This window comes from Ruegeria sp. BG11 (genome assembly GCF_056538565.1).
Genome location: NZ_JBQFTH010000007.1, coordinates 194,380 through 214,036 on the forward strand (window position 1 = coordinate 194,380; position 19,657 = coordinate 214,036).

Below are 19,657 nucleotides of genomic sequence, written 5' to 3' on the forward strand. Positions count from 1 at the left end.
GGGGCCTGATAGCCGGGCTTTGTCTGCAACAAAACCCTTATTCTGCGGCCTCGGCCTGAATGAAACCACCCGACTGGCGATGCCAGAACCGCGCATACAGCCCGCCCTGGTCCAAAAGCGCCTCATGCGTGCCGGCTTCAACGATCCGCCCCTGATCCAGCACGACGATCCGGTCCATCTCGCTGAGGGTCGACAGGCGATGCGCGATGGCAAGCACGGTTTTACCCTCCATCACCCGATGCAGCGCAGTCTGGATCGAGGCCTCGACCTCGGAATCTAGCGCCGAGGTCGCCTCGTCCAGCACAAGGATAGGCGCGTCCTTAAGAATGGCACGGGCCAGGGCGATCCGCTGCCGTTGTCCACCGCTGAGTTTCACGCCTCGCTCACCCAAGTGCGCGTCGTAGCCTTTCCGGCCCTGCGCGTCTTCGAGGCTCAGGATGAACTCATGCGCTTCAGCTTTCTCGGCGGCCTCGATCATCTCGGCCTCGGACGCATCGGGGCGGCCATACAGAATATTCTCACGCGCTGAACGGTTGAACATGGCGGTTTCCTGCGTGACCATCCCGATCTGACGGCGCAGGCTGTCTTGGGTTACTTGCGACACATCCTGCCCGTCAATCGAAATCGCGCCTTTTTCCCCGTCATAGAGCCGCAACAACAGCGAAACGAGGGTGGATTTGCCCGCACCTGACGCCCCAACGATGCCCAGCTTTTCGCCCGGTGCGATCGTCAGGTTCAGATCAGAAACCCCGCCAATATCCCGACCATAGGCAAAGCTGACCGCCTCAAAAGCGATGCTGCCCAGAGACACAACCAAGTCCTTGGCTGCTGCGGCATCTTCAACCCGATCCCGCTTGGCCAGCGTTTTCATGCCGTTTTCGATCTCGCCAACATTGGCGTAGAGACCCATCAGCGTAAAGCTGACCCAGCCCGTCATCTGGGAAATGCGGATCGCAACTGCACCCGCCGCCACAATATCCCCAGCCGTTGCCATTCCCAGCTGCCACAGCCAAAGCGTTGCGCCCAGTAGCATCACGGGCAGGACCCCTGCCAAAACCATCAGAATGAACCGGAACGCGGCGGAGAGTTTGCCGAAATCCAGAGATCTTTCGCGCAGGTCGACCATCGCGTTTCGCGCTGTCTGATCTTCGAACGCGGAGTGGGCAAACAGCTTGACGGTCTTGATATTGGTGATCGTATCCACCACCTGCCCCGACACCATGGCCCGCGCGCCAGCCCGCGCGGCCGAGCGTTTGCGAATGCGGGGAAGATACCAGCGGACCAGCATGAAATAGACCACAAGCCAGCCGGCAAAGGGCAGCATCACCAACGGATGAATAGACCCTAACAAAAGCAAAGAACCCACAAGGGAAGCCAAAGCAAAAACAATCGCACTGATCGTTTCTGATACGACCGAGGCCATCGCGTTCGAGGTTTGCATCTGCTTCTGGGCAATCCGACCGGCAAAGTCATCGTCGAAATAGGTAACCGACTGCCCCAAGGTCCAACGGTTCAGCTTGGCTAGAACCAAGGGCGGGATGTTCGGCATTACGATGTAGTTGTTCGACACCGAGGACAGGCCGAACAGGATCGGGCGGATCACCATGAAGAACGCCGCCGCGCCCAGGATCATCCAAATATTCTCAGCCGTCAGAAAACGCTCGGGCCCGCCCGAGGTGGCGACATCGATCACACGGCCCAGAATCCAGGCGGTGGCGGCCTCCATCGCACCGGCAATGGCAGAGAACGCCGCCGCGACAAACAGCATGTGCCAGGCGCCTGACAGACTCCAGCGAATGAACGCCCCCAGCGTTTGTGGTGGGGGCGTTTCGATGTTCTTGAACGGGTTGATGAGGTCGGCAACCCTCATTCAGCGGCCTCCGGATTCATGAAGCCGCCAGATTGCCGCGCCCAGAACTGCGCGTAAAGGCCACCCTGCGCCAAAAGATCGGCATGCGCGCCCTCTTCCACGATCCGGCCCGCATCCATCACCAGAATACGGTCCATCTGCGCAATGGTGCTGAGCCTGTGGGCAATGGCAATCACGGTTTTTCCTTGCATCATGCCGTAAAGGGTTTCCTGAATGGACGCTTCAACCTCGGAATCTAGGGCGGATGTCGCCTCATCCAACAGCAAAATCGGCGCGTCCTTCAGAATGACCCGCGCCAACGTCACCCGCTGCCTCTGACCTCCAGATAGCTTCACGCCCCGCTCACCCACATGCGCGTCATACCCGGTTCTGCCCTGCGGGTCCTGCAGGTCGAGTATGAACTCATGCGCTTCGGCCTGTTTGGCCGCCGCGATCATCTGATCCTCGGTCGCATCCGGACGGCCATAGAGGATATTGTCGCGCACCGACCGATGCAGCAACGCACTGTCCTGCTGGACCATGCCGATACGGCTGCGCAAACTGTCCTGTGTGACCTGCGCAATGTTCTGATCGTCGATCAGAATTGCGCCGCGCTCAACGTCATAAAACCGCAAAAGGAGCTTAACTAGGGTCGATTTCCCGGCCCCGGAGCGCCCGATGAGGCCAATCTTCTCACCCGGTTGAATGGTCAGATTGATGTGGTCCAAACCTCCGGCCTCGCGTCCATAATGGTGCGACAGATCGTTGATTTCGATCTTGCCCTTGCTCAGTTGCAGCGGCTTCGCCGTCGGCACATCCAACAGGTCAATGGGCTGGGCGATGGTTTCCATCCCCTCGGCGACAATGCCAAGCTGGCGGAAGAAGCTGGTCAGCGCCCACATGATCCACCCGGTCATCGCGTTCAGGCGCAGGGTCAAGGCCGTTGCTGCCGCTACGACACCAACCGAGGCCGTGCCCTGCATCCAAAGGGATATTGCCCAACCCACGACGCCCACGATCAGCAGGCCGTTCAATGTGACCAGAACCGCGTCCATTATGGTGAAGATCCGCATTTCGATCTGGAATGTGCGGCGCGTCTCTTCGATGGCTTCGCGGGCATAGTCCATCTCTTGCCGGCCATGGGCGAACATCTTGACCGAGTGAATATTGGTGTAGCTGTCCACCACACGCCCTGTCACGGTCGAGCGCGCGTCGGAAGCCGCCTTGGATGCCGGGCCAACGCGCTGGATCGTCCAGCGCACCAACAGCGCATAAAGCGCAAACCAGATCAGCAGCGGGATCAGCAATCGCGGGTCTGCAGCATACAGCAGAATGGCAGCGCCGATTAGATAAGCCAGCGAAAACGAAATCGCGTCAAAGACCTGGAATACCACCTCGCCCGCAGCAGGAGGGGTCTGCATAATCCGATTGGCAATCCGCCCGGCAAAGTCATTCTCGAACCAGCCAACCGACTGACGCAGAACATGTTTATGCGCCCGCCAGCGGATCAGTGTGCCAAAGTTCGGCAGGATCGTGTTGTTGAGCAGCAGTACGTCGATCAAATGCAGCAACGGACGCAGCAGCAGGACAAACGCAGCCATCAGCAACAGCTCAGTCCCGTGGTTCCGCCAGACCTCGGCCGGAGTGCCGCCCAACAGGTCAACCACGCGACCCATATAGGCGATCAACCCGATCTCAACCCCGGCCACGATGATCGAGATCAGCGCCGCCCAGGCAAACACCCGATAGAAGGGGCGCGAATAGTCCAGCATGAACGGCCACAGTTTAGTTGGTGGCGCGTCGGCTTCTTTATAGGGGCCAAATGGGTCAACGAGGTTTTCGAAATAGCGAAACATAGAGGAGTGCTCCGATTGAGCAGAAAATTAGACATGCGAAGAAGAATGGCGCCTGAACACCACCCTATACGGGGTAAGCGTCCCGGCTTTAGCCGAACCAGATCCCGTAATACATTCGCAGTCCTCCATCCATGTGACAGGCGCACGTAAGCACAAACGTTCTGATTTGTCATCCCCTTTTGAGACTTCACGCTACCCGGCCAGCAAATCCTCGCGCGTCAGGGTAAACCCGGATGCGATCCAGCTTGCCTCAAGATCAGCCAGTTTCTTGCCCAGCGCAGGGCCAGAGAAACTGGGAATTAGATCCGTCGCCTTGATCGGGAACTGCGCTGCGGCCCCGGAATGCAGCGCCGTGCGCAGATCCTCGGACCAGGGCCGCTCCAGAAACGCACATCGCAGCAGTGTTTCGTGCAAGCCGCCTTCGTCGCCGTAGCGGTAGCCCAGTTCGGCAACGCTGGTCGAGGCCTGCGCCTCCTCCCGTATCCGGCTCAGACGTTGCAGTTGGTTGCGGCTCAGGCGCAGGGTCGCAGCATCCTCGGGCGTGGCGATGGCCGCCAGTCTGCGTACCGCGTCCGGTTCGGCACCTGCGGCCTGCTCAATGGCGACCAAAGGCGCCAAGGCGCGATCATCCGCGCCCGGCAGAAGCTGCTCCAATACTCCCGTGCTGCGCATTGCGGCAACGGAAGGGGCTGGATCGGGCGCACCCAAAAGCTTCAACAACTCGGTCCCGACACGTTCCCGCGACAAGGTGGACAAACCGTTCAGATTCGCTGCTATCGCGGCCAGAGCATCCGGATCGAACCCGGCCTCGACATCTCCGTACCAGGCATGAAACCGAAAATAGCGCAGGGATCGCAGGTAGTCTTCGCGGATGCGGTTTTCTGCGGTCCCGATGAACCGAACGCGGCGCGCCTGAAGGTCCGGCAGGCCCAAAAGCGGGTCTAACACGGCGCCATTTGGCTTTGCGTAGATCGCGTTCATGGTAAAATCGCGCCGGGCTGCATCCTCTTCCACCTTGTCCGAGAAGGCCACGACTGCGCGGCGGCCATCGGTTTCCACATCGCGGCGAAAGGTGGTGATCTCATGCGGGATGTGATTGCAGACCACAGTGATCGTGCCGTGATCAATCCCCGTGGGAATCGCCTTGAGCCCAGCGCTCTGCGCCAGCTCCAGCACCCTTTTGGGATGTGCATCTGTTGCGATATCAATGTCCGACACCGGCGCGCCTAAAAGCGCGTTGCGCACGCATCCCCCCACAAACAGCGCTTGCGCGCCGCCATCCGTAAGGGCTGCGCATACCTTTTGTGTCGCAGGGTCCGAAACCCAAGCCGCGCTAATTTGCTTCATTCACTCACCCGTGCTGCAAGCCCACGCAATATGCGGGCTGTCGCGCCCCATATGTAATAGGGGCCATAGGGCACGGCGAAATACTTCCGTTTTGTCCCCTGCCAACGGCGCGACTCGATCACATAATTCGCAGGGTTCAGCACATGTGCAAGAGGGACCGAGAAAATTTCGTCTACTTCGCCGGGTTCAGGCACCGGGTCGAAGCCCTGCCGGATGATTGCCACCACCGGAGTGACCGAGAAGGACGTGACGGTTTCGTGCGTGGGCAGAAAGCCCATAACCTCGGGCAGGTCAGTGGGCATACCGACCTCTTCCTGCGCCTCACGCAGGGCAGCGGCGGTGACATCCGCGTCACCTTCATCCTGCTTGCCGCCGGGAAAGGCGATCTGGCCGGGGTGGTGCTTCAACGCCGAGGAGCGTTTGGTCAGGATCAGCCGCGGTATCCTGTCCGCAACAGTGATCGGCACCAGCACCCCCGCCGGCCGCAGTTTGCGCCCCGGCGGCAGCACGGTGCCTGGGTTCAGGTCAAAATCACTCGACCCATGGCCCGGACGAGCCAAAGCCGTTCGGAGTTGCGTCTCTAATTCAGACACTTTTGCTGTCTTCGGCGTCAAAACCCACAGTGGCAGGGTCCAGCACATAGTGCGCGCCGCAGAACTGACAATCAGCCGTTACCTGACCTTCGGGGGTGGTCATCTTTTCGATGTCCTTGGCCGAATAGATCGACAGGCTTTGGCGCACACGCTCTTCTGAACAGGTGCAGCCAAACTGTACCTGCTGCGCGTCATAGACCCGTGGGTTTTCCTCGTGGAACAGACGCACCAGCAGATCGGTTGGCGCAATCGAGGGGCCGATCAGCTCAAGATCCTCGACCGTATCCAGCAGGATATTGACGCGGCCCCAGTTCTCACCTTCTTCGCCATCGACCAGATCATTGGCGGTCAGGATCTCTCCGGTGCCTTCGCTGGACGCCGCAAAAGGCGAGGCTTTGGGCATATGCTGCAACATGATGCCACCCGCGCGCCAATGCTCACCCACACCCGGTTCGGTCGATTTGCCGAAGCTCAGCGAGAACCGGGTCGGCAACTGCTCGGACTGCGCAAAATAGGCTTCGGCGCAGGCACTGATCGAGCCTCCGGCCAGCGGAGTGATGCCCTGATAAGGCTGCGTACCTTCGCCCTGATCGATCATGATTGCGAAATAGCCCTCGCCCACCTGATCGAACGGCGCGCCATCGGTCAGACGATCGCGGTCGAAACTGGCGTAAGCGCGGATGCGGGCCGGCTCACCCTCTTTCCGTGGTGCGTAGTAGTCGGTGGCAATCATGCGTACCGGACCCTTGGACTGCACCTGCAACGACAGCTTCCAGCGGAGCGAGACAGTCTGGCCGATCAACGCGGTCAGCAGGGCCATCTCGGCCACCAGAGCCTCGACCTTTTCTGGATAGTCATGCTGTTTCAGGATGCCGTCCAACACGCCATCCAGACGGGCCACACGCCCGCGCATGTCCGATACATCGAGTTGAAAGGGCAGGACGGTATCGTCCCACGCGATTTTTGTTCCAAGAGACATGGGGTTTCCTTACACGCCAAGGGTTGGCATACCGGCACCATATAGGTCGCAGAGATTGGGTTGTAAGGGGCCATACATGATCAGACGGTTCGGTGAAAGCCCTGAACCCGGGCGCAAGTACACCCGGCGGGTCGGAGTCTACGCGTTGCTGCCCCGCGCCGGGCACCTTCTTCTGACCTGCCAGACCGAACCGGGGCCGGATCTGCAATTGCCCGGCGGCGGAATAGATCAGGGCGAATCACCCGCAACCGCTCTGCACCGCGAAGTGTTTGAGGAAACGGGCTGGCTGATCGCGGCACCCCGTCGTGTTGGCGCGTTCCGGCGATTTACCTATATGCCGGAATATGACCTCTGGGCCGAGAAGGTCTGCCTGATCTATAACGCGCGCCCGGTACAGCGACTGGGGCCACCGAGCGAACCGTTCCACGAAGCGCTCTGGATGCATACCGCCGACGCGGTTGAAACGCTGGGCAACGATGGCGATCGCCATTTCGCGATGCTGCATCTTCGCGGGCTTTAGATCGTTTCGGGTTTAGCCTGCGACGCGAATACCCTGCCACGCTTTCAGCGTTTTCGGGACATTTGTTTCACTTGATGATTCAGGTAAATCCAAAACGCTTTAGGCCCCATTATATTCGAAGAATACGGCCGAGACATCGTCGCCCATACCGCTTTCAGGTGACATCACCTGTGTCAGGCGCCAGAACAGGTCGTCCAGAAACTCAGGCCCGCCGCGACCCGCCGCACAGTCGAGCGCCATCTTACGCAAGCCATCCTCATCCAGCATTCCGCCTTCGGCCAAGGCACATTCTGTGAACCCGTCTGAATGCAGCAGCAACCGGTCCCCGGGCTCCATCTTCGCCTCAATCTGCTGAAACTTCACATCCGGGATCAAACCGATGGGTAGTCCACCTTCGCCCAGAGACTCAGTCGTGCCGTCGCGTCGGAGCATTAAAGGATGTGGATGCCCGGCCTGCACCATCCTGATATGCCCGTTGCGCAGATCGACAATGGCATAGACCATCGTAAAATATTCTTCGATCCCGGCATCCGCCAGCAGTCGGGAATTCAGCATCCCCGCGACCTCTTCCGGGGGAAGCAGAGCGTAGAATTTGTCAAACCGCTTTTCCGTGGCGACGTTCTGTTCGAAATGTTTGCTGGACAGGTAGCCACCCAACCTTGCGGTCATCATGGCCGAGGTGATGCCGTGACCGGACACGTCAATGCTGTAGAACCCAAGACGGTTCGGGCCGGGTGAGAACATGCCCACCAGATCGCCCCCGATATGCCCGCAGGGTTTCAACAACAGACTGACGCGCGATTTACCGAACTCTTGCGTGAGGTCGGGCACCAGCGATTCCTGTATCTTGCGGGCTTGGATCAGGTCCTTGTCGATGGCCTCATGCGCCAGTTTCAGCTCTTGCAGGGCGGATTCGATCAGTCGGTTCTTCTGCGACAACTCACGTTGCATATCCAGAATCCGCGCCCCGGCCGAGATACGCGCGCGCAACTCGTCCGCCTCAAGCGGTTTGATCAGGAAGTCATCCGCGCCCGCGTCCAGACCCCGCGCCACCTCCTGCTTTTCGCTTTTGGAGGTGAGCAGGATGAAATAGCTGTAATGTTCCGCCTCAAGCGCACGGAAGGCGCGGCAGAACTCAAGCCCGCTCATCCCCGGCATGACCCAATCGCTGAGAACAAGGTCTGGCGCGGCTTCGGTGCAGATATCTATCGCCGCCTCACCATTGTCGGCCTCAAGTACCTCAAATCCCCATTTCTTGAGCGATGCCACCAGAATGCGCCTTTGCAGGCGGCTGTCATCCACAACCAGCACCCTCCGGATTGCACCGAAGTCCAGATCGGATCTGGTTTCCTCAAGACTTGCCGCTGGCACTCTGCAACCCCACGCGCTTCCTTTTATCGGGACGCTGTGAACCTACGCGTCTGGGGCTTAACATCGAGTGAAGGCCAATTGAGGCCGACGCTTAACCTGACATTTACTCAAGCCGGGCTACCACGGATCCATTCAATTCCGATGCAGGACGCGACCCATGATCCACTGGCCCCGAGTTCGACAGTTACGCGACGAAGTTGGCGCCGATGAGTTCGATGAGGTTGTCGAGATCTTTCTGGACGAGGTGCAAGAGGTCATCGCCCGTCTGCATGCAGACACCGCGCGGCAGGATCTGGAACAAAACCTGCATTTCCTGAAAGGCAGCGCCCTGAGCCTTGGGTTCGAGGTGTTCTCGAAGCTCTGTCAGGATGGCGAAAGGCTGGCCGCCTCGGGTGAGGCGGCAAAAGTCGACCTGCCGGAAATCCTCACAGCGTTTGCTGCGTCGAAATCAGTGTTTCAGGCCGAACTTAAAGACAATCTGCACTAGATCACAAACTGTGCCAGCGTCTCATCCTCGGTGATGTCGGTATAGGTGAAGCCTGCTTCATCCAGATGTGCAAAGAGGCGGGCGAAGTTCTCGGGCTTGCGGGTCTCGATCCCGATCAGGACCGAGCCGAAGTTGCGCGCCGATTTCTTCATGTATTCGAACCGGGCGATATCGTCTTCGGGTCCAAGGATGTTCAAGAACTCTTTCAACGCGCCAGGACGCTGGGGCAGACGCAGGATGAAATATTTCTTGACCCCGGAATAGCGCTGGGCACGCTCTTTGACCTCGGGCAGACGCTCAAAATCGAAATTGCCGCCAGAGGTGACGCAGACAACCGTTTTGCCGCGGATGAAGCTTTGCACATCGGCAACCGCCTCAATCGCCAACGCGCCAGCAGGTTCCAGAACGATGCCTTCCACGTTCAGCATCTCGATCATCGTGGTGCAGATGCGATCCTCGGACAGGACCAGAACGTCCGATAAGTGACGGTCTTTCAACAGCTCAAAGGGCTTGGCACCGATCTTGCCGACCGCCGCGCCATCGACGAAATTATCTACGTGATCCAAGGCAACCGGATGTCCCGCGGCCATTGCCGCGTGCAGGCAGGCCCCACCTTTGGGTTCGACAAACAAACAGTGGGTCCGATCACCAAACCAGGTTGCTACGCCAGACGACATGCCACCTCCGCCGACCGGCAAGATCACGTGGTCGGGCACGCGGCCAAGCTGTTCCTCAATCTCGACCGCAAGCGAAGCCTGCCCCTCGATCACATCCTCATCATCGAAAGGCGACAGGAAATGCCCGCCTTCTTTTGCGCACCAGGCTTGTGCCGCGGCAAGTGTGTCGTCGAAATAGTCACCGCTGAGATGAACCTCGATATTGTCGCCGCCGAAGATACGGGTCTTCTGGATCTTCTGCTGAGGCGTGGTGACCGGCATGAAGATCACCCCCTTCACACCCAGATGCTTGCACATGAAGGCCACGCCCTGCGCGTGGTTGCCGGCGCTGGCACAGACGAACAGATCCTGCCCTTGCTGCTTGCGCATGGCATTGAACGCGCCCCGGATCTTGTAGGAACGAACCGGGCTGAGATCCTCTCGCTTGAGCCAGATATCAGCGCCGTAGCGGTCAGACAGATGGGCATTCCGCTGCAAAGGCGTTGCCGGAAACACAGAGCGCATAGCCTGTTCGGCGGCGCGGGCACGGGTCATGAAATCGCTCATGCCGGTTTCAGTGGCTTATCCTGAGCAAAAGAGCAAGGAATACATGTGTGTACGAATTACGACAGCGCACGTTTTTCGATGTAGACGCCGTAGAAGGTTGTCAGGATGCTGACGTTGATCAGTGGCACGATCAGCATGCTGGCGAAAACCACCACCAATGCTCCAATCACCGGGATGACTAGAAGCGCAGCGAACAGAAGCTGAAGCCCCATCTGGAACAACACCAGCAACACAACCAGCGCCACTATGGTTCCGTTCGCCCCATCCGTTGCCCGCCATGCGTCCGACAGTTTCAACGGTTCGCCTATTGCTGCGGCGGGCATGATCGGGGCCACCCGGTAAAAGGCCACGGATAGGCCCACAACAACCAGAAGCCACGCCAAAATGCCCATCGCAGCCGAGGCCTGCGTCAAAAATCCGATGACAAGCATTGCCGGGATCAGGACGACCACACCCAGCAAGGCCAGCATCACCATCCGCCCAATGTAAGCGAGCATTCGATCCGATCTGAACGCGGGCAGAAAACCGGCTGGGTATTCTTCGAGCAGCACAAAACGATGCCAGGACACGACAATCCAAACCATGATCGCAAAAAGGGATGCCAGCACACAGAACAGGAAACCGGTGACCGCCCCCGGCGACGCTGCATCCGGCAGGCCGTTTGGTTCAGTCGAGATATCTTCGAAGGAAATACCAAACAGAAGACTGAATGCGATGATGGCCAAACCGCCGATCAATGCGGGGATCAACGTGATCTGAATCGCCTGTTTCAGATTCCGCAAAACCATCTTGATCGAATGCATGAAAATCTCGAACGCCAACATCTGGAAATGCCCCTGCTCAACTATCTCTTGTTCTTTGTCCAGCCGTTTCACCCCAATTCCCGGCCTGCGTCAATCCACACAGCTTGCCCCCGCCCACAAAACCCGTTAGGGGCCAATCGTCTTGCGAATAAGGGGAAGTCAGATGTCCGCGCCAAAGAAAGTTGTTCTGGCCTATTCCGGTGGCCTTGATACCTCGATCATTCTGAAATGGTTGCAGACCGAGTATGGATGTGAGGTCGTCACCTTCACCGCCGATCTGGGTCAGGGTGAGGAACTGGAGCCCGCCCGCCAAAAGGCTGAAATGCTGGGGATTAAACCCGAAAACATCTATATCGAGGACATCCGCGAAGAGTTCGTGCGCGACTTCGTTTTCCCGATGTTCCGTGCAAATGCGCAGTATGAAGGCCTGTACCTGCTGGGCACTTCGATTGCGCGGCCCCTGATCTCGAAACGTCTGGTAGAGATCGCTCAGGAAACCGGTGCTGATGCCGTAGCACATGGCGCGACCGGCAAGGGCAACGATCAGGTTCGCTTTGAATTGGCCGCCTACGCACTGAACCCCGAAATCAAGGTCATCGCCCCGTGGCGCGAGTGGGATTTGACCAGCCGTACTCGACTGATCGAATGGGCCGAAGCGCATCAGATCCCGATCGCCAAGGATAAACGCGGCGAGGCCCCCTTCTCGGTCGATGCCAACCTGCTGCACACCTCCTCCGAGGGCAAGGTTCTGGAAGACCCCGCCGATATGGCACCCGATTATGTCTATCAGCGCACCGTCCACCCCGAGGACGCGCCGAACGAGCCCGAATTCATCGAGATCGGGTTCGAAAAAGGCGACGCGGTCAGCATCAATGGCGAAGCGATGAGCCCGGCCACCATCCTGACCAAACTGAACGAGTATGGCGGCAAGCACGGCATCGGTCGTCTGGACCTGGTCGAAGGCCGGTTCGTTGGCATGAAGTCGCGCGGCATCTACGAAACGCCGGGCGGCACCATCTTGCTGGAAGCGCACCGTGGGATCGAGTCCATCACCATGGACCGTGGCGCTATGCACCTGAAAGACCAGCTGATGCCGCAATATGCCGAGCTGATCTACAACGGTTTCTGGTACTCGCCCGAACGCGAGATGCTGCAGGCTGCCATCGACAAAAGCCAAGAGCATGTCACCGGCACCGTGCGCGTGAAATTGTATAAAGGTCTGGCCTCGACTGTTGGCCGCTGGTCCGATCACTCGCTGTATTCCGAGGCGCATGTGACCTTCGAGGAAGACGCCGGTGCCTATGATCAAACCGACGCCGCAGGCTTTATCCAGCTGAACGCACTGCGTTTGAAACTGCTGGCGGCGCGCGACAAACGTCTGTCCAAGTAACCTGACAATCAGTTTAGAATTCAAAACCCCGGCAATCACACGGTTGCCGGGGTTTTCATTTGCCCAACGGACCCAGCGTCATGCTTGCCGGATGCGGGGCGTTGTCTTTACGCATACGTCAAGTTTGAAAGGACAGACCATGCTGCAAGAGATCGCCGACGGAATTCAAAAAGGGCTGGACGGCAAAAGCTTTGACGGCTCGCTCAAGTTCGATTGCGGCGATGCGGGCGTGATCGTGCTGGCCGACAATCAGGCCACCACGCAGGATCAGGATACGGATTGCACCATCCGTATCTCGCAGGACAACCTGACCAAGCTGCTCACCGGCAAGCTGAACCCGATGACCGGTGTTGCTATGGGTAAGCTCAAAATCTCGGGCAATATGGGTGTGGCGATGAAGCTGGGGCAGCTGCTGGGTTAGTCGCCTTCCGAGAACACATCAAACGCCTTCAGCGCCTTCGCGCTGTAGGCAAAAGACGGGCCTCCGCCCATATAGGTCGCCATTGAGAGCGCCTCGCACAGTTCCTCGCGAGTGGCGCCAAGACGCACTAGTGATTTCACGTGAAACCCGATGCAGCTGTCGCAACGTGTGGCGACGGCAATGCCCAGCGCGATGAACTCTTTGGTTTTTTCGCTCAGGGCACCGTCGGTTTTGGCCGCCTTGCCCATCATCCCGAAACCGCGCACCGTTTCGGGGACCTCTTTCGAGAAGGTGCCGATATTGGCCTCGGTCTCGGCCATGAAGTCTTTCCAGTCCATACTGTGCCTCCTTATCCGCGTTCGTCCGCGCCCATGCGACGTTCCAGCCAGCGTACCCCGGCGCTGATGATCAGAACCAGGATCAAGTATTCAAATATCAGCAAGGTGTAGATTTCCAGCGGGCGGTATTCCGTCACCACCAGCTCATTCGCGCGGCGGGTCAGTTCCTGCATGCCGATGACGCTGGCAAAGGCGCTCATCTTAACGATGTAGATGAATTGGTTTGCCAAGGGCGGCAGGATACGGCGGATCGCTTGCGGCAAGATCACGTAGCGCATGGTTTGCACGTAGTTCAGCCCGATGGTCTGGGCCGCCTCGCGCTGGCCGCGTGCGATGGATTGGATACCGGCGCGGTAGATCTCGGCCGTGAAGGCGCTGTCAGAAATTGCCAGGGTGATGATCGCGCCCCAGAAGGGATCAATCGGGATGTTCAGACCCATCGACTGGAACACGATCGGCAGTCCGTAGAACACCCAGAACAGCATAGGCAACAGCGGAATGGCGCGAATGAACTCGACATAGACCCTGTTTAACAGCCGCCAGCCGCGTTTCTCGGACAGTCCGGGCAAGGCAACCAACAGGCCGATCACAATCGACAGCGCCGCCGCGATCAGAGAGATCAGGATCGTCGCGCCCATGCCTGAGATCAGGAATTTCACATTGGTCCAACCTGAATCAGTCCGCGGGTCGATGACATACCAGCCCCATGTCTGGGATGAGGAACAGCCTGCCAGCAGCAGAAGCGGTATGAGGAGAAGTGCTTTTTTCATCATACCCACTCAGTGCTGCAGAATCTGACTGAGGAACTTGCGGCACCGCTCCGAGGTCGGATTGGTGAAGAAATGCTCGGGCTTGCCCTGCTCCACGATCTCGCCCTCATCCATGAAGATCATCTTGTCGGCGACCTTGCGGGCAAACCCCATCTCATGGGTGACAACGACCATGGTCATGCCTTCATGCGCCAGCTCAACCATCACGTCCAGCACCTCGGCGATCATTTCGGGATCGAGGGCCGAGGTCGGCTCATCAAACAAAAGAACTTTCGGCTCCATGCACAGGGATCGGGCAATGGCGACGCGTTGTTGCTGACCGCCGGACAGTTGGATCGGGCGTTTATCGGCCTGATCTGGGATGTGGACTCGCTCAAGATAATGGCGCGCGCGCTCTTCGGCCTGCGCGCGGCTCAGGCCCCGCGCCTTGATCGGGCCGAGGGTCAAGTTGTCCAGAACGCTCAGATGCGGGAACAGGTTGAACTGCTGAAACACCATGCCGACCTCGGACCGGATCGTGGCTGCAGATTTGGCGTCATCCTTCAGCTCGACCCCGTCAATGCGAATGGTGCCTTTCTGGTGTTTCTCCAACTGGTTGATACAGCGCACGACCGTGGACTTACCCGAGCCGGACGGCCCGCAGATCACAACCTTTTCACCACTATTAACCGTGAGGTTGATATTCTTGAGGACATGGAACGTATCGAACCACTTGTTCACATCGACAAGCTCGATGGCGGGGTCTGGCATTGGTCGATCTGTCCCTAGTTTGCGCGGGTGGAGTGATTTATTGGGCCTGCGCCCCCTATCCCGCTTAAAACAACGAACTATATATGGCAGCAAGTCCCAGCTGCCACCAACAGGAGAATTAAATGAACACAATCTGGAGAGCAGCCGCAGCCGCTGCGCTTGGCCTGGTCTTGTCAGGCGCGGCCCAAGCACAATCGGCACTGAACGAAATCCTGGATTCCGGTGTGTTGAAGGTCGGCACGACCGGTGATTGGAACCCGATGTCCCTGCGGGATCCGGCCACGAACAGCTACAAAGGCTATGACATCGACATCATGAACGAACTCGCCGCCGATTTGGGGGTTGAGGTCGAATACGTCCCGACCGATTGGAAAACACTGGTGAACGGCGTTGTGGCGAAGAAATACCACCTGACCGGCTCGGCCTCGATATCGCCGCCGCGGATGAAGGTTGCCGGATTCTCGGACAGCTATATCTCGGTTGAGTTGTTCCCTTACACGACCAAGGACAAGGCCGATAAATTCGACGGCTATGAGTCGATCAACCAGCCGAGTGTGACGGTCGCCACGACGCTGGGCACCACCTTTGAAAAGCGCGTGCGCGAGTGGTTCCCGAATGCAGAAATCAAAGTAGTCGAAGCCCCTGCACGTGGTTTTCAAGAAGTGATCGCCGGACGGGCCGATGTGTTCATCACATCGAATATCGAAGGCTCAACCCTGGAAGAGAAGTTCCCGATCCAGCGTGTGAAGAACGCCGGTCCACGCTCGCCCTCGCCGATTGCGATGATCCTGCCGCAGGATGATCAGGTCTGGATCAACTACGTAAACAACTGGATCGAGGTGAAGAAAGCCCAGGGCTTCTTTGAGGAAAACCAAAAGAAATGGGGTCTGTGATCCTGCCAACGCCCGGCCTAAAAGCCGGGCGTTTTCTTGCCATCCCCATGGGTAAACAGGTCGGTCAATAAACTCAGGTCACCAGCGCGTGACATTCCATGTCAGGCAATTGCAACTTGGTAGAACACCGGTCACCTTGAGTCTCGGAAGGAGACATACCATGACCCGGACTGCATATCTCGACTACCTAAAACCCGCCCTGTTGTTCACCTTGATTGCACTGGCCGCAACCTTGCGCGCCGTCCCGGCCCCGGCTGCAGGGACCGAGACCCTGACGGTTGCCGGCGGATGCTTCTGGTGTGTTGAATCCGATTTCGAATCCGTACCCGGCGTCTTAGGCGCTGTGTCCGGGTTCACGGGCGGTTCTGTCTCAAACCCGACATATGATCAGGTGACCAAAGGTGGTACAGGCCACTACGAGGCCGTTCAGATCACGTTTGATCCTGCGCGCGTCTCACGCGAAACGCTGCTGAACATGTTCTTCCGCTCGGTCGATCCCACAGATGCGGGCGGTCAATTCTGCGATCGGGGAGAGAGCTACCGCACGGCGATTTTCGTCTCTAACGCAGGGGAAAAAGCGCTTGCGCAACAGGCAAAGACCAACGCGCAACGAGCCCTCGGCCAAACGGTCGTCACCCCGATCCTGCAGGAGGGCGCGTTTTATCCGGCTGAAGCATACCATCAGGACTACTACAAAGGCGACAAGCTGGTGTTCACCCGCTTTGGCCCCAAACGCCAGAAGAACGCCTATAAAGCCTACCGCAATGCCTGCGGTCGGGATGCTCGGGTAAAGCAGCTTTGGGGAAGTGACGCGCCCTTTGCCGGATCTTAATCCAGCTGCGCGTCCCGGACTTCCCTCAGATCCGGAATGACATCCGCAGTGCCGTGCCGCGTGACCATCAGGGCCGCGGCGCGGTTTGCTTGTAGAATGGCCTGCTCCATCGGCATGCCACGGTCCATCCCAGCCAAAACATAGCCGGTGAACGTATCCCCTGCGCCTGTCGTATCTACCGCCTGCACCTTGTGAGCCGCGAAATCCACGGGGTCACAACCTTGCTGCAGATACCGCGCGCCTTTCGACCCAAGCGTAACGATCACATGGCGCACCGGCAGTTCCGCTGCATCCAGCCCGGTTTCCTGCCGCAATTGCTCGGCCTCGACTTCGTTGAGGATCAGGAAATCCAGATAAGGCAGAACCTCTTGCACCGATTGCGCCTGATACGGCGCGGCGGCGTAGCAGACGGTCAGGCCAAGCTCATGCCCCAGACGGGCCGCTTCGACCTGAGCGTTGGTTTCGTTCTGCAAAACCAGAATATCTCCGGTATTGGCCGAGGCCAGCGCCTGCCCAATCTGCGCGCTGTCAAGCGCATGGTTGGCACCGGGGTAGAGGATGATCAGGTTCTCGCCCTGGGCGTCCACCCCAATGATCGCGTGACCGGTCGGCACATCCACCTCAGCGATGAACCGCGTGTCGACGCCATATTCCGTCAGTCGATCCTTGGCCCAGCGCCCATCCGGACCGACAGCACCGATATGGCTGACCCGGGATCCCGCGCGCGATCCGGCAACGGACATATTGGCCCCTTTGCCGCCCAGAAAACGCTCAAGACCGTCTGCCGCCAAGGTCTCACCCGCCGCAGGCAGGTGCGGCAGGCCGTAAACCATGTCGGCATTGATCGAGCCTAGGTTCCAGATCGTCATGACTTGCCAATATCGCAGGAGGCCAGAATGGCCATGTTCAGGATATCATTGGCCGTCGACACGGTCGAGCAGATCTGGATCGGTTTATCGACACCAGACAGGATCGGGCCGATCACGGTGGCGCCGCCCATTTCTTGCATCAGCTTGGTCGAGATCGAGGCCGAGTGCCGCGCGGGCACGATCAGGATATTGGCCGGGCCGGTCAGGCGCTGGAACGGGTATCCGGCCTGCTGGTCCACGTTCAGGGCAACATCGACAGTCATCTCGCCTTCGTATTCGAAATCAACGCCGCGCTGGTCCAGAACCGCAGGCGCGCGGTGCATCTTTTCGGCCCGCTCTGAGACCGGGTAGCCAAAGGTCGAGAAGCTGACAAAAGCCACGCGTGGTTCAAGCCCCATATGGCGAGCCACGTCGGCCGAGCGTTCAGCGATATTGGCCAAATCGTTCTCATCCGGCCATTCATGGACCAGAGTATCGCCGATCAGAACAATGCGCCCCTTGTGCAGCAACGCCGTCACGCCAGCTGCGCCATGAGCGGCATCGGCGTCGAAGACATGGTTGATCCGGTCCAACACATGGGCCGATTTGCGTGTCGCCCCCGTCACAAGGCCGTCGCCATGCCCATGCGCCAGCATGAGGGATGAGAATACATGCCGATCCCGGGCCGCCAGACGGTGGATATCCTTGGGGTCAAAACCTTTGCGTTGCAAACGGTTGTAAAGGAAATTCGAATAAGTCTCGAGATGCGCGGTGTTGGCGGCGTTCACCACCTCAAGCTCGCGCACGGCGTCGCCCAGACCAGCCTCTTCCAGCTTGGTTTTCACATCATCTGGACGGCCCACAACCAGCGCCTTGCCAAAGCCCGAGCGCTGATAGGTCACCGCAGCGCGCAACACACGCGGATCGTCACCCTCGGCAAAGATCATGCGGCTTTGCGCCTGACGCGCACGGGCGTTCAGGCCGCGCAGGATGCTGGCGGTCGGGTCCATGCGGGACTTGAGGCTGAGCTCATAAGCCTCCATGTCGATGATCGGACGGCGGGCCGCTCCGGTATCCATCCCAGCCTTTGCGACCGCCGGAGGGATGCGGTGGATCAGGCGCGGGTCAAACGGCGTCGGGATGATGTAGTCGCGGCCAAATGTCAGCGATTTGCCATAGGCCATGGCGACCTCATCCGGCACATCCTCACGCGCCAGACGGGCCAGAGCATGGGCACAAGCGATCTTCATCTCGTCATTGATGGCGCGCGCGTGAATATCCAGCGCACCGCGGAACAGGTAGGGGAAGCCCAGAACGTTGTTCACCTGGTTCGGGTAGTCGCTGCGGCCTGTGGCAACGATCGCGTCAACGCGAACTTCATGCGCCTCTTCCGGTGTGATCTCAGGATCCGGGTTCGCCATCGCGAAGATCACCGGATTATCGGCCATGCTTGCAACCATATCCTGCGTCACGGCGCCCTTGACCGAAACGCCCAGGAACACGTCCGCACCTTTCATGGCGTCTTCAAGCGACCGCAAATCGGTTGAGATCGCATGAGCCGACTTCCACTGGTTCATACCCTCGGTCCGGCCCTGATAGATCACGCCCTTTGTGTCACAGACGATGCAGTTCTCATGCCGCGCGCCCATCGACTTGAGCAATTCGATACAGGCGATGCCCGCAGCACCCGCTCCGTTCAGAACGATCTTAACGTCCTCAATTTTCTTGCCCGAAATATGCAGCGCGTTCAGCAGACCCGCTGCACAGATCACCGCCGTGCCGTGCTGATCGTCATGGAAGACGGGGATGTCCATCTCTTCTTTCAGGCGCTGTTCGATGATGAAACATTCCGGCGCCTTGATGTCTTCGAGGTTGATGCCACCAAAGGTCGGCCCCATCAGACGCACCGCGCGGCAGAACTCATCCGGGTCTTCGGTGTCCAACTCGATATCGATCGAGTTCACGTCGGCGAACCGTTTGAACAGTACGGATTTCCCCTCCATCACAGGTTTCGAGCCGAGCGCGCCAAGATTGCCAAGACCCAGCACGGCGGTCCCGTTCGAGATCACAGCGACCAGATTGCCCTTATTGGTATAGTCATAGGCAGTCTCGGGCGCTTCGGCGATTGCTTCACATGGAACAGCAACGCCGGGGCTATAGGCCAGCGAAAGATCGCGCTGCGTGGTCATGGGAACAGTGGCCTGCACCTCCCACTTGCCCGGGGTCGGGTCGAGGTGAAAGGCCAGCGCCTCTTCTTTGGTGATCTTCGCTTTGGGCATCTTAAATGTCGTTTCCATGACTTCGGGGCTGATGCGTCATAGCGCAGCCACGCGCGGGCCTCAACGAGAATGAGTTTTCGGCTTTTACAGAAGATGGGGGATTTGTAA

The 19,657-nt window shown here is 58.8% G+C and carries 19 protein-coding genes; 6 read left to right on the forward strand and 13 right to left on the reverse strand.

The window, feature by feature from the left end:
• Positions 1-37 precede the first annotated feature (37 nt).
• The 5 genes from ACR0JF_RS13420 to hslO all read right to left on the reverse strand — a co-directional run bounded on the left by ACR0JF_RS13420 (position 38) and on the right by hslO (position 6,624).
• Positions 38-1,870: an ABC transporter ATP-binding protein gene (locus ACR0JF_RS13420; protein WP_170660943.1), complete on the reverse strand. Its 1,833-nt coding sequence runs from the start codon at positions 1,868-1,870 to the stop codon at positions 38-40.
• Positions 1,867-3,705, reverse strand: a complete 1,839-nt coding sequence (locus ACR0JF_RS13425; protein ID WP_170660945.1) for an ABC transporter ATP-binding protein — start codon at positions 3,703-3,705, stop codon at positions 1,867-1,869. The genes ACR0JF_RS13420 and ACR0JF_RS13425 overlap by 4 nt, the downstream gene beginning before the upstream one ends.
• A gap of 192 nt (positions 3,706-3,897) precedes the next feature.
• The gene (locus ACR0JF_RS13430) at positions 3,898-5,052 is read right to left on the reverse strand and encodes a CCA tRNA nucleotidyltransferase (protein ID WP_170660947.1); all 1,155 of its coding nucleotides are present in this window, start codon (positions 5,050-5,052) and stop codon (positions 3,898-3,900) included.
• Positions 5,049-5,645 (reverse strand): CoA pyrophosphatase, encoded by a 597-nt coding sequence (locus ACR0JF_RS13435; protein ID WP_480669482.1) that lies wholly within the window; start codon positions 5,643-5,645, stop codon positions 5,049-5,051. Before ACR0JF_RS13435 ends, ACR0JF_RS13430 begins: the two co-directional genes overlap by 4 nt.
• Complete coding sequence (hslO, locus tag ACR0JF_RS13440; RefSeq protein WP_170660950.1) at positions 5,638-6,624, reverse strand: Hsp33 family molecular chaperone HslO; 987 nt, start codon at positions 6,622-6,624, stop codon at positions 5,638-5,640. Before hslO ends, ACR0JF_RS13435 begins: the two co-directional genes overlap by 8 nt.
• Before the next feature lie 76 nt (positions 6,625-6,700).
• On the opposite strand from hslO, the gene ACR0JF_RS13445 reads away from it, so the two are divergent.
• A complete protein-coding gene (locus ACR0JF_RS13445; protein WP_170660952.1) occupies positions 6,701-7,144 on the forward strand; it encodes an NUDIX hydrolase in 444 nt (147 codons plus the stop codon).
• A 99-nt stretch (positions 7,145-7,243) separates the two neighbouring features.
• On the opposite strand, the gene ACR0JF_RS13450 is transcribed toward ACR0JF_RS13445, so the two are convergent.
• The gene (locus ACR0JF_RS13450) at positions 7,244-8,515 is read right to left on the reverse strand and encodes a SpoIIE family protein phosphatase (RefSeq protein WP_170660954.1); all 1,272 of its coding nucleotides are present in this window, start codon (positions 8,513-8,515) and stop codon (positions 7,244-7,246) included.
• Between the two features lie 157 nt (positions 8,516-8,672).
• On the opposite strand from ACR0JF_RS13450, the gene ACR0JF_RS13455 reads away from it, so the two are divergent.
• Positions 8,673-9,002, forward strand: a complete 330-nt coding sequence (locus tag ACR0JF_RS13455) for an Hpt domain-containing protein (protein ID WP_170660956.1) — start codon at positions 8,673-8,675, stop codon at positions 9,000-9,002.
• Here ACR0JF_RS13455 and ilvA read toward each other — a convergent pair.
• Positions 8,999-10,225, reverse strand: coding sequence for a threonine ammonia-lyase IlvA (ilvA, locus tag ACR0JF_RS13460; RefSeq protein ID WP_170660958.1), 1,227 nt, complete (start codon positions 10,223-10,225; stop codon positions 8,999-9,001). The genes ACR0JF_RS13455 and ilvA overlap by 4 nt on opposite strands.
• Positions 10,226-10,281: 56 nt before the next feature.
• Positions 10,282-11,100: a hypothetical protein gene (locus tag ACR0JF_RS13465; RefSeq protein ID WP_480669485.1), complete on the reverse strand. Its 819-nt coding sequence runs from the start codon at positions 11,098-11,100 to the stop codon at positions 10,282-10,284.
• A 91-nt stretch (positions 11,101-11,191) separates the two neighbouring features.
• On the opposite strand from ACR0JF_RS13465, the gene ACR0JF_RS13470 reads away from it, so the two are divergent.
• Both ACR0JF_RS13470 and ACR0JF_RS13475 read left to right on the forward strand, forming a co-directional pair.
• The gene (locus ACR0JF_RS13470) at positions 11,192-12,418 is read left to right on the forward strand and encodes an argininosuccinate synthase (RefSeq protein WP_170470725.1); all 1,227 of its coding nucleotides are present in this window, start codon (positions 11,192-11,194) and stop codon (positions 12,416-12,418) included.
• 139 nt (positions 12,419-12,557) lie between these two features.
• Positions 12,558-12,839 (forward strand): SCP2 sterol-binding domain-containing protein, encoded by a 282-nt coding sequence (locus ACR0JF_RS13475; RefSeq protein ID WP_170660961.1) that lies wholly within the window; start codon positions 12,558-12,560, stop codon positions 12,837-12,839.
• Here ACR0JF_RS13475 and ACR0JF_RS13480 read toward each other — a convergent pair.
• The 3 genes from ACR0JF_RS13480 to ACR0JF_RS13490 are packed head-to-tail and all read right to left on the reverse strand — an operon-like array spanning position 12,836 to position 14,697.
• Positions 12,836-13,177, reverse strand: coding sequence for a carboxymuconolactone decarboxylase family protein (locus ACR0JF_RS13480; protein WP_170660963.1), 342 nt, complete (start codon positions 13,175-13,177; stop codon positions 12,836-12,838). The two genes, ACR0JF_RS13475 and ACR0JF_RS13480, sit on opposite strands and share 4 nt — an antisense overlap.
• An 11-nt stretch (positions 13,178-13,188) precedes the next feature.
• Positions 13,189-13,947, reverse strand: coding sequence for an amino acid ABC transporter permease (locus tag ACR0JF_RS13485; protein WP_170380218.1), 759 nt, complete (start codon positions 13,945-13,947; stop codon positions 13,189-13,191).
• A 9-nt stretch (positions 13,948-13,956) separates the two neighbouring features.
• Entirely contained in the window at positions 13,957-14,697 is a 741-nt protein-coding gene (locus tag ACR0JF_RS13490) for an amino acid ABC transporter ATP-binding protein (protein ID WP_170660964.1), read from the reverse strand.
• 122 nt (positions 14,698-14,819) lie between these two features.
• On the opposite strand from ACR0JF_RS13490, the gene ACR0JF_RS13495 reads away from it, so the two are divergent.
• Both ACR0JF_RS13495 and msrA read left to right on the forward strand, forming a co-directional pair.
• Positions 14,820-15,590, forward strand: a complete 771-nt coding sequence (locus tag ACR0JF_RS13495) for a transporter substrate-binding domain-containing protein (protein WP_170660965.1) — start codon at positions 14,820-14,822, stop codon at positions 15,588-15,590.
• A gap of 160 nt (positions 15,591-15,750) precedes the next feature.
• On the forward strand, positions 15,751-16,422 hold the full coding sequence (gene msrA, locus ACR0JF_RS13500; protein ID WP_170640883.1) for a peptide-methionine (S)-S-oxide reductase MsrA: 672 nt from the start codon (positions 15,751-15,753) through the stop codon (positions 16,420-16,422).
• Here msrA and ACR0JF_RS13505 read toward each other — a convergent pair.
• Positions 16,419-17,291 carry a ribokinase gene (locus tag ACR0JF_RS13505; protein ID WP_170660966.1) on the reverse strand — a complete coding sequence of 291 codons (873 nt, stop codon included), beginning with the start codon at positions 17,289-17,291 and terminating at the stop codon, positions 16,419-16,421. The genes msrA and ACR0JF_RS13505 overlap by 4 nt on opposite strands.
• On the reverse strand, positions 17,288-19,549 hold the full coding sequence (locus tag ACR0JF_RS13510; protein ID WP_170660967.1) for an NADP-dependent malic enzyme: 2,262 nt from the start codon (positions 19,547-19,549) through the stop codon (positions 17,288-17,290). Before ACR0JF_RS13510 ends, ACR0JF_RS13505 begins: the two co-directional genes overlap by 4 nt.
• Positions 19,550-19,657 lie beyond the last annotated feature (108 nt).

What these genes read in the sequence shown, in the direction of transcription:
- msrA (WP_170640883.1), top strand. Translation starts at nt 15,751, where the DNA reads ATGACCCGGACTGCATATCTCGACTACCTAAAACCCGCCCTGTTGTTC.
- ACR0JF_RS13470 (WP_170470725.1), top strand. Translation starts at nt 11,192, where the DNA reads ATGTCCGCGCCAAAGAAAGTTGTTCTGGCCTATTCCGGTGGCCTTGAT.
- ACR0JF_RS13510 (WP_170660967.1), bottom strand. Translation starts at nt 19,549, where the DNA reads ATGCCCAAAGCGAAGATCACCAAAGAAGAGGCGCTGGCCTTTCACCTC.
- ACR0JF_RS13505 (WP_170660966.1), bottom strand. Translation starts at nt 17,291, where the DNA reads ATGACGATCTGGAACCTAGGCTCGATCAATGCCGACATGGTTTACGGC.
- ACR0JF_RS13480 (WP_170660963.1), bottom strand. Translation starts at nt 13,177, where the DNA reads ATGGACTGGAAAGACTTCATGGCCGAGACCGAGGCCAATATCGGCACC.
- ACR0JF_RS13425 (WP_170660945.1), bottom strand. Translation starts at nt 3,705, where the DNA reads ATGTTTCGCTATTTCGAAAACCTCGTTGACCCATTTGGCCCCTATAAA.
- ACR0JF_RS13430 (WP_170660947.1), bottom strand. Translation starts at nt 5,052, where the DNA reads ATGAAGCAAATTAGCGCGGCTTGGGTTTCGGACCCTGCGACACAAAAG.
- ACR0JF_RS13490 (WP_170660964.1), bottom strand. Translation starts at nt 14,697, where the DNA reads ATGCCAGACCCCGCCATCGAGCTTGTCGATGTGAACAAGTGGTTCGAT.
- ACR0JF_RS13485 (WP_170380218.1), bottom strand. Translation starts at nt 13,947, where the DNA reads ATGAAAAAAGCACTTCTCCTCATACCGCTTCTGCTGCTGGCAGGCTGT.
- hslO (WP_170660950.1), bottom strand. Translation starts at nt 6,624, where the DNA reads ATGTCTCTTGGAACAAAAATCGCGTGGGACGATACCGTCCTGCCCTTT.
- ilvA (WP_170660958.1), bottom strand. Translation starts at nt 10,225, where the DNA reads ATGAGCGATTTCATGACCCGTGCCCGCGCCGCCGAACAGGCTATGCGC.
- ACR0JF_RS13495 (WP_170660965.1), top strand. Translation starts at nt 14,820, where the DNA reads ATGAACACAATCTGGAGAGCAGCCGCAGCCGCTGCGCTTGGCCTGGTC.
- ACR0JF_RS13475 (WP_170660961.1), top strand. Translation starts at nt 12,558, where the DNA reads ATGCTGCAAGAGATCGCCGACGGAATTCAAAAAGGGCTGGACGGCAAA.
- ACR0JF_RS13420 (WP_170660943.1), bottom strand. Translation starts at nt 1,870, where the DNA reads ATGAGGGTTGCCGACCTCATCAACCCGTTCAAGAACATCGAAACGCCC.
- ACR0JF_RS13445 (WP_170660952.1), top strand. Translation starts at nt 6,701, where the DNA reads ATGATCAGACGGTTCGGTGAAAGCCCTGAACCCGGGCGCAAGTACACC.
- ACR0JF_RS13455 (WP_170660956.1), top strand. Translation starts at nt 8,673, where the DNA reads ATGATCCACTGGCCCCGAGTTCGACAGTTACGCGACGAAGTTGGCGCC.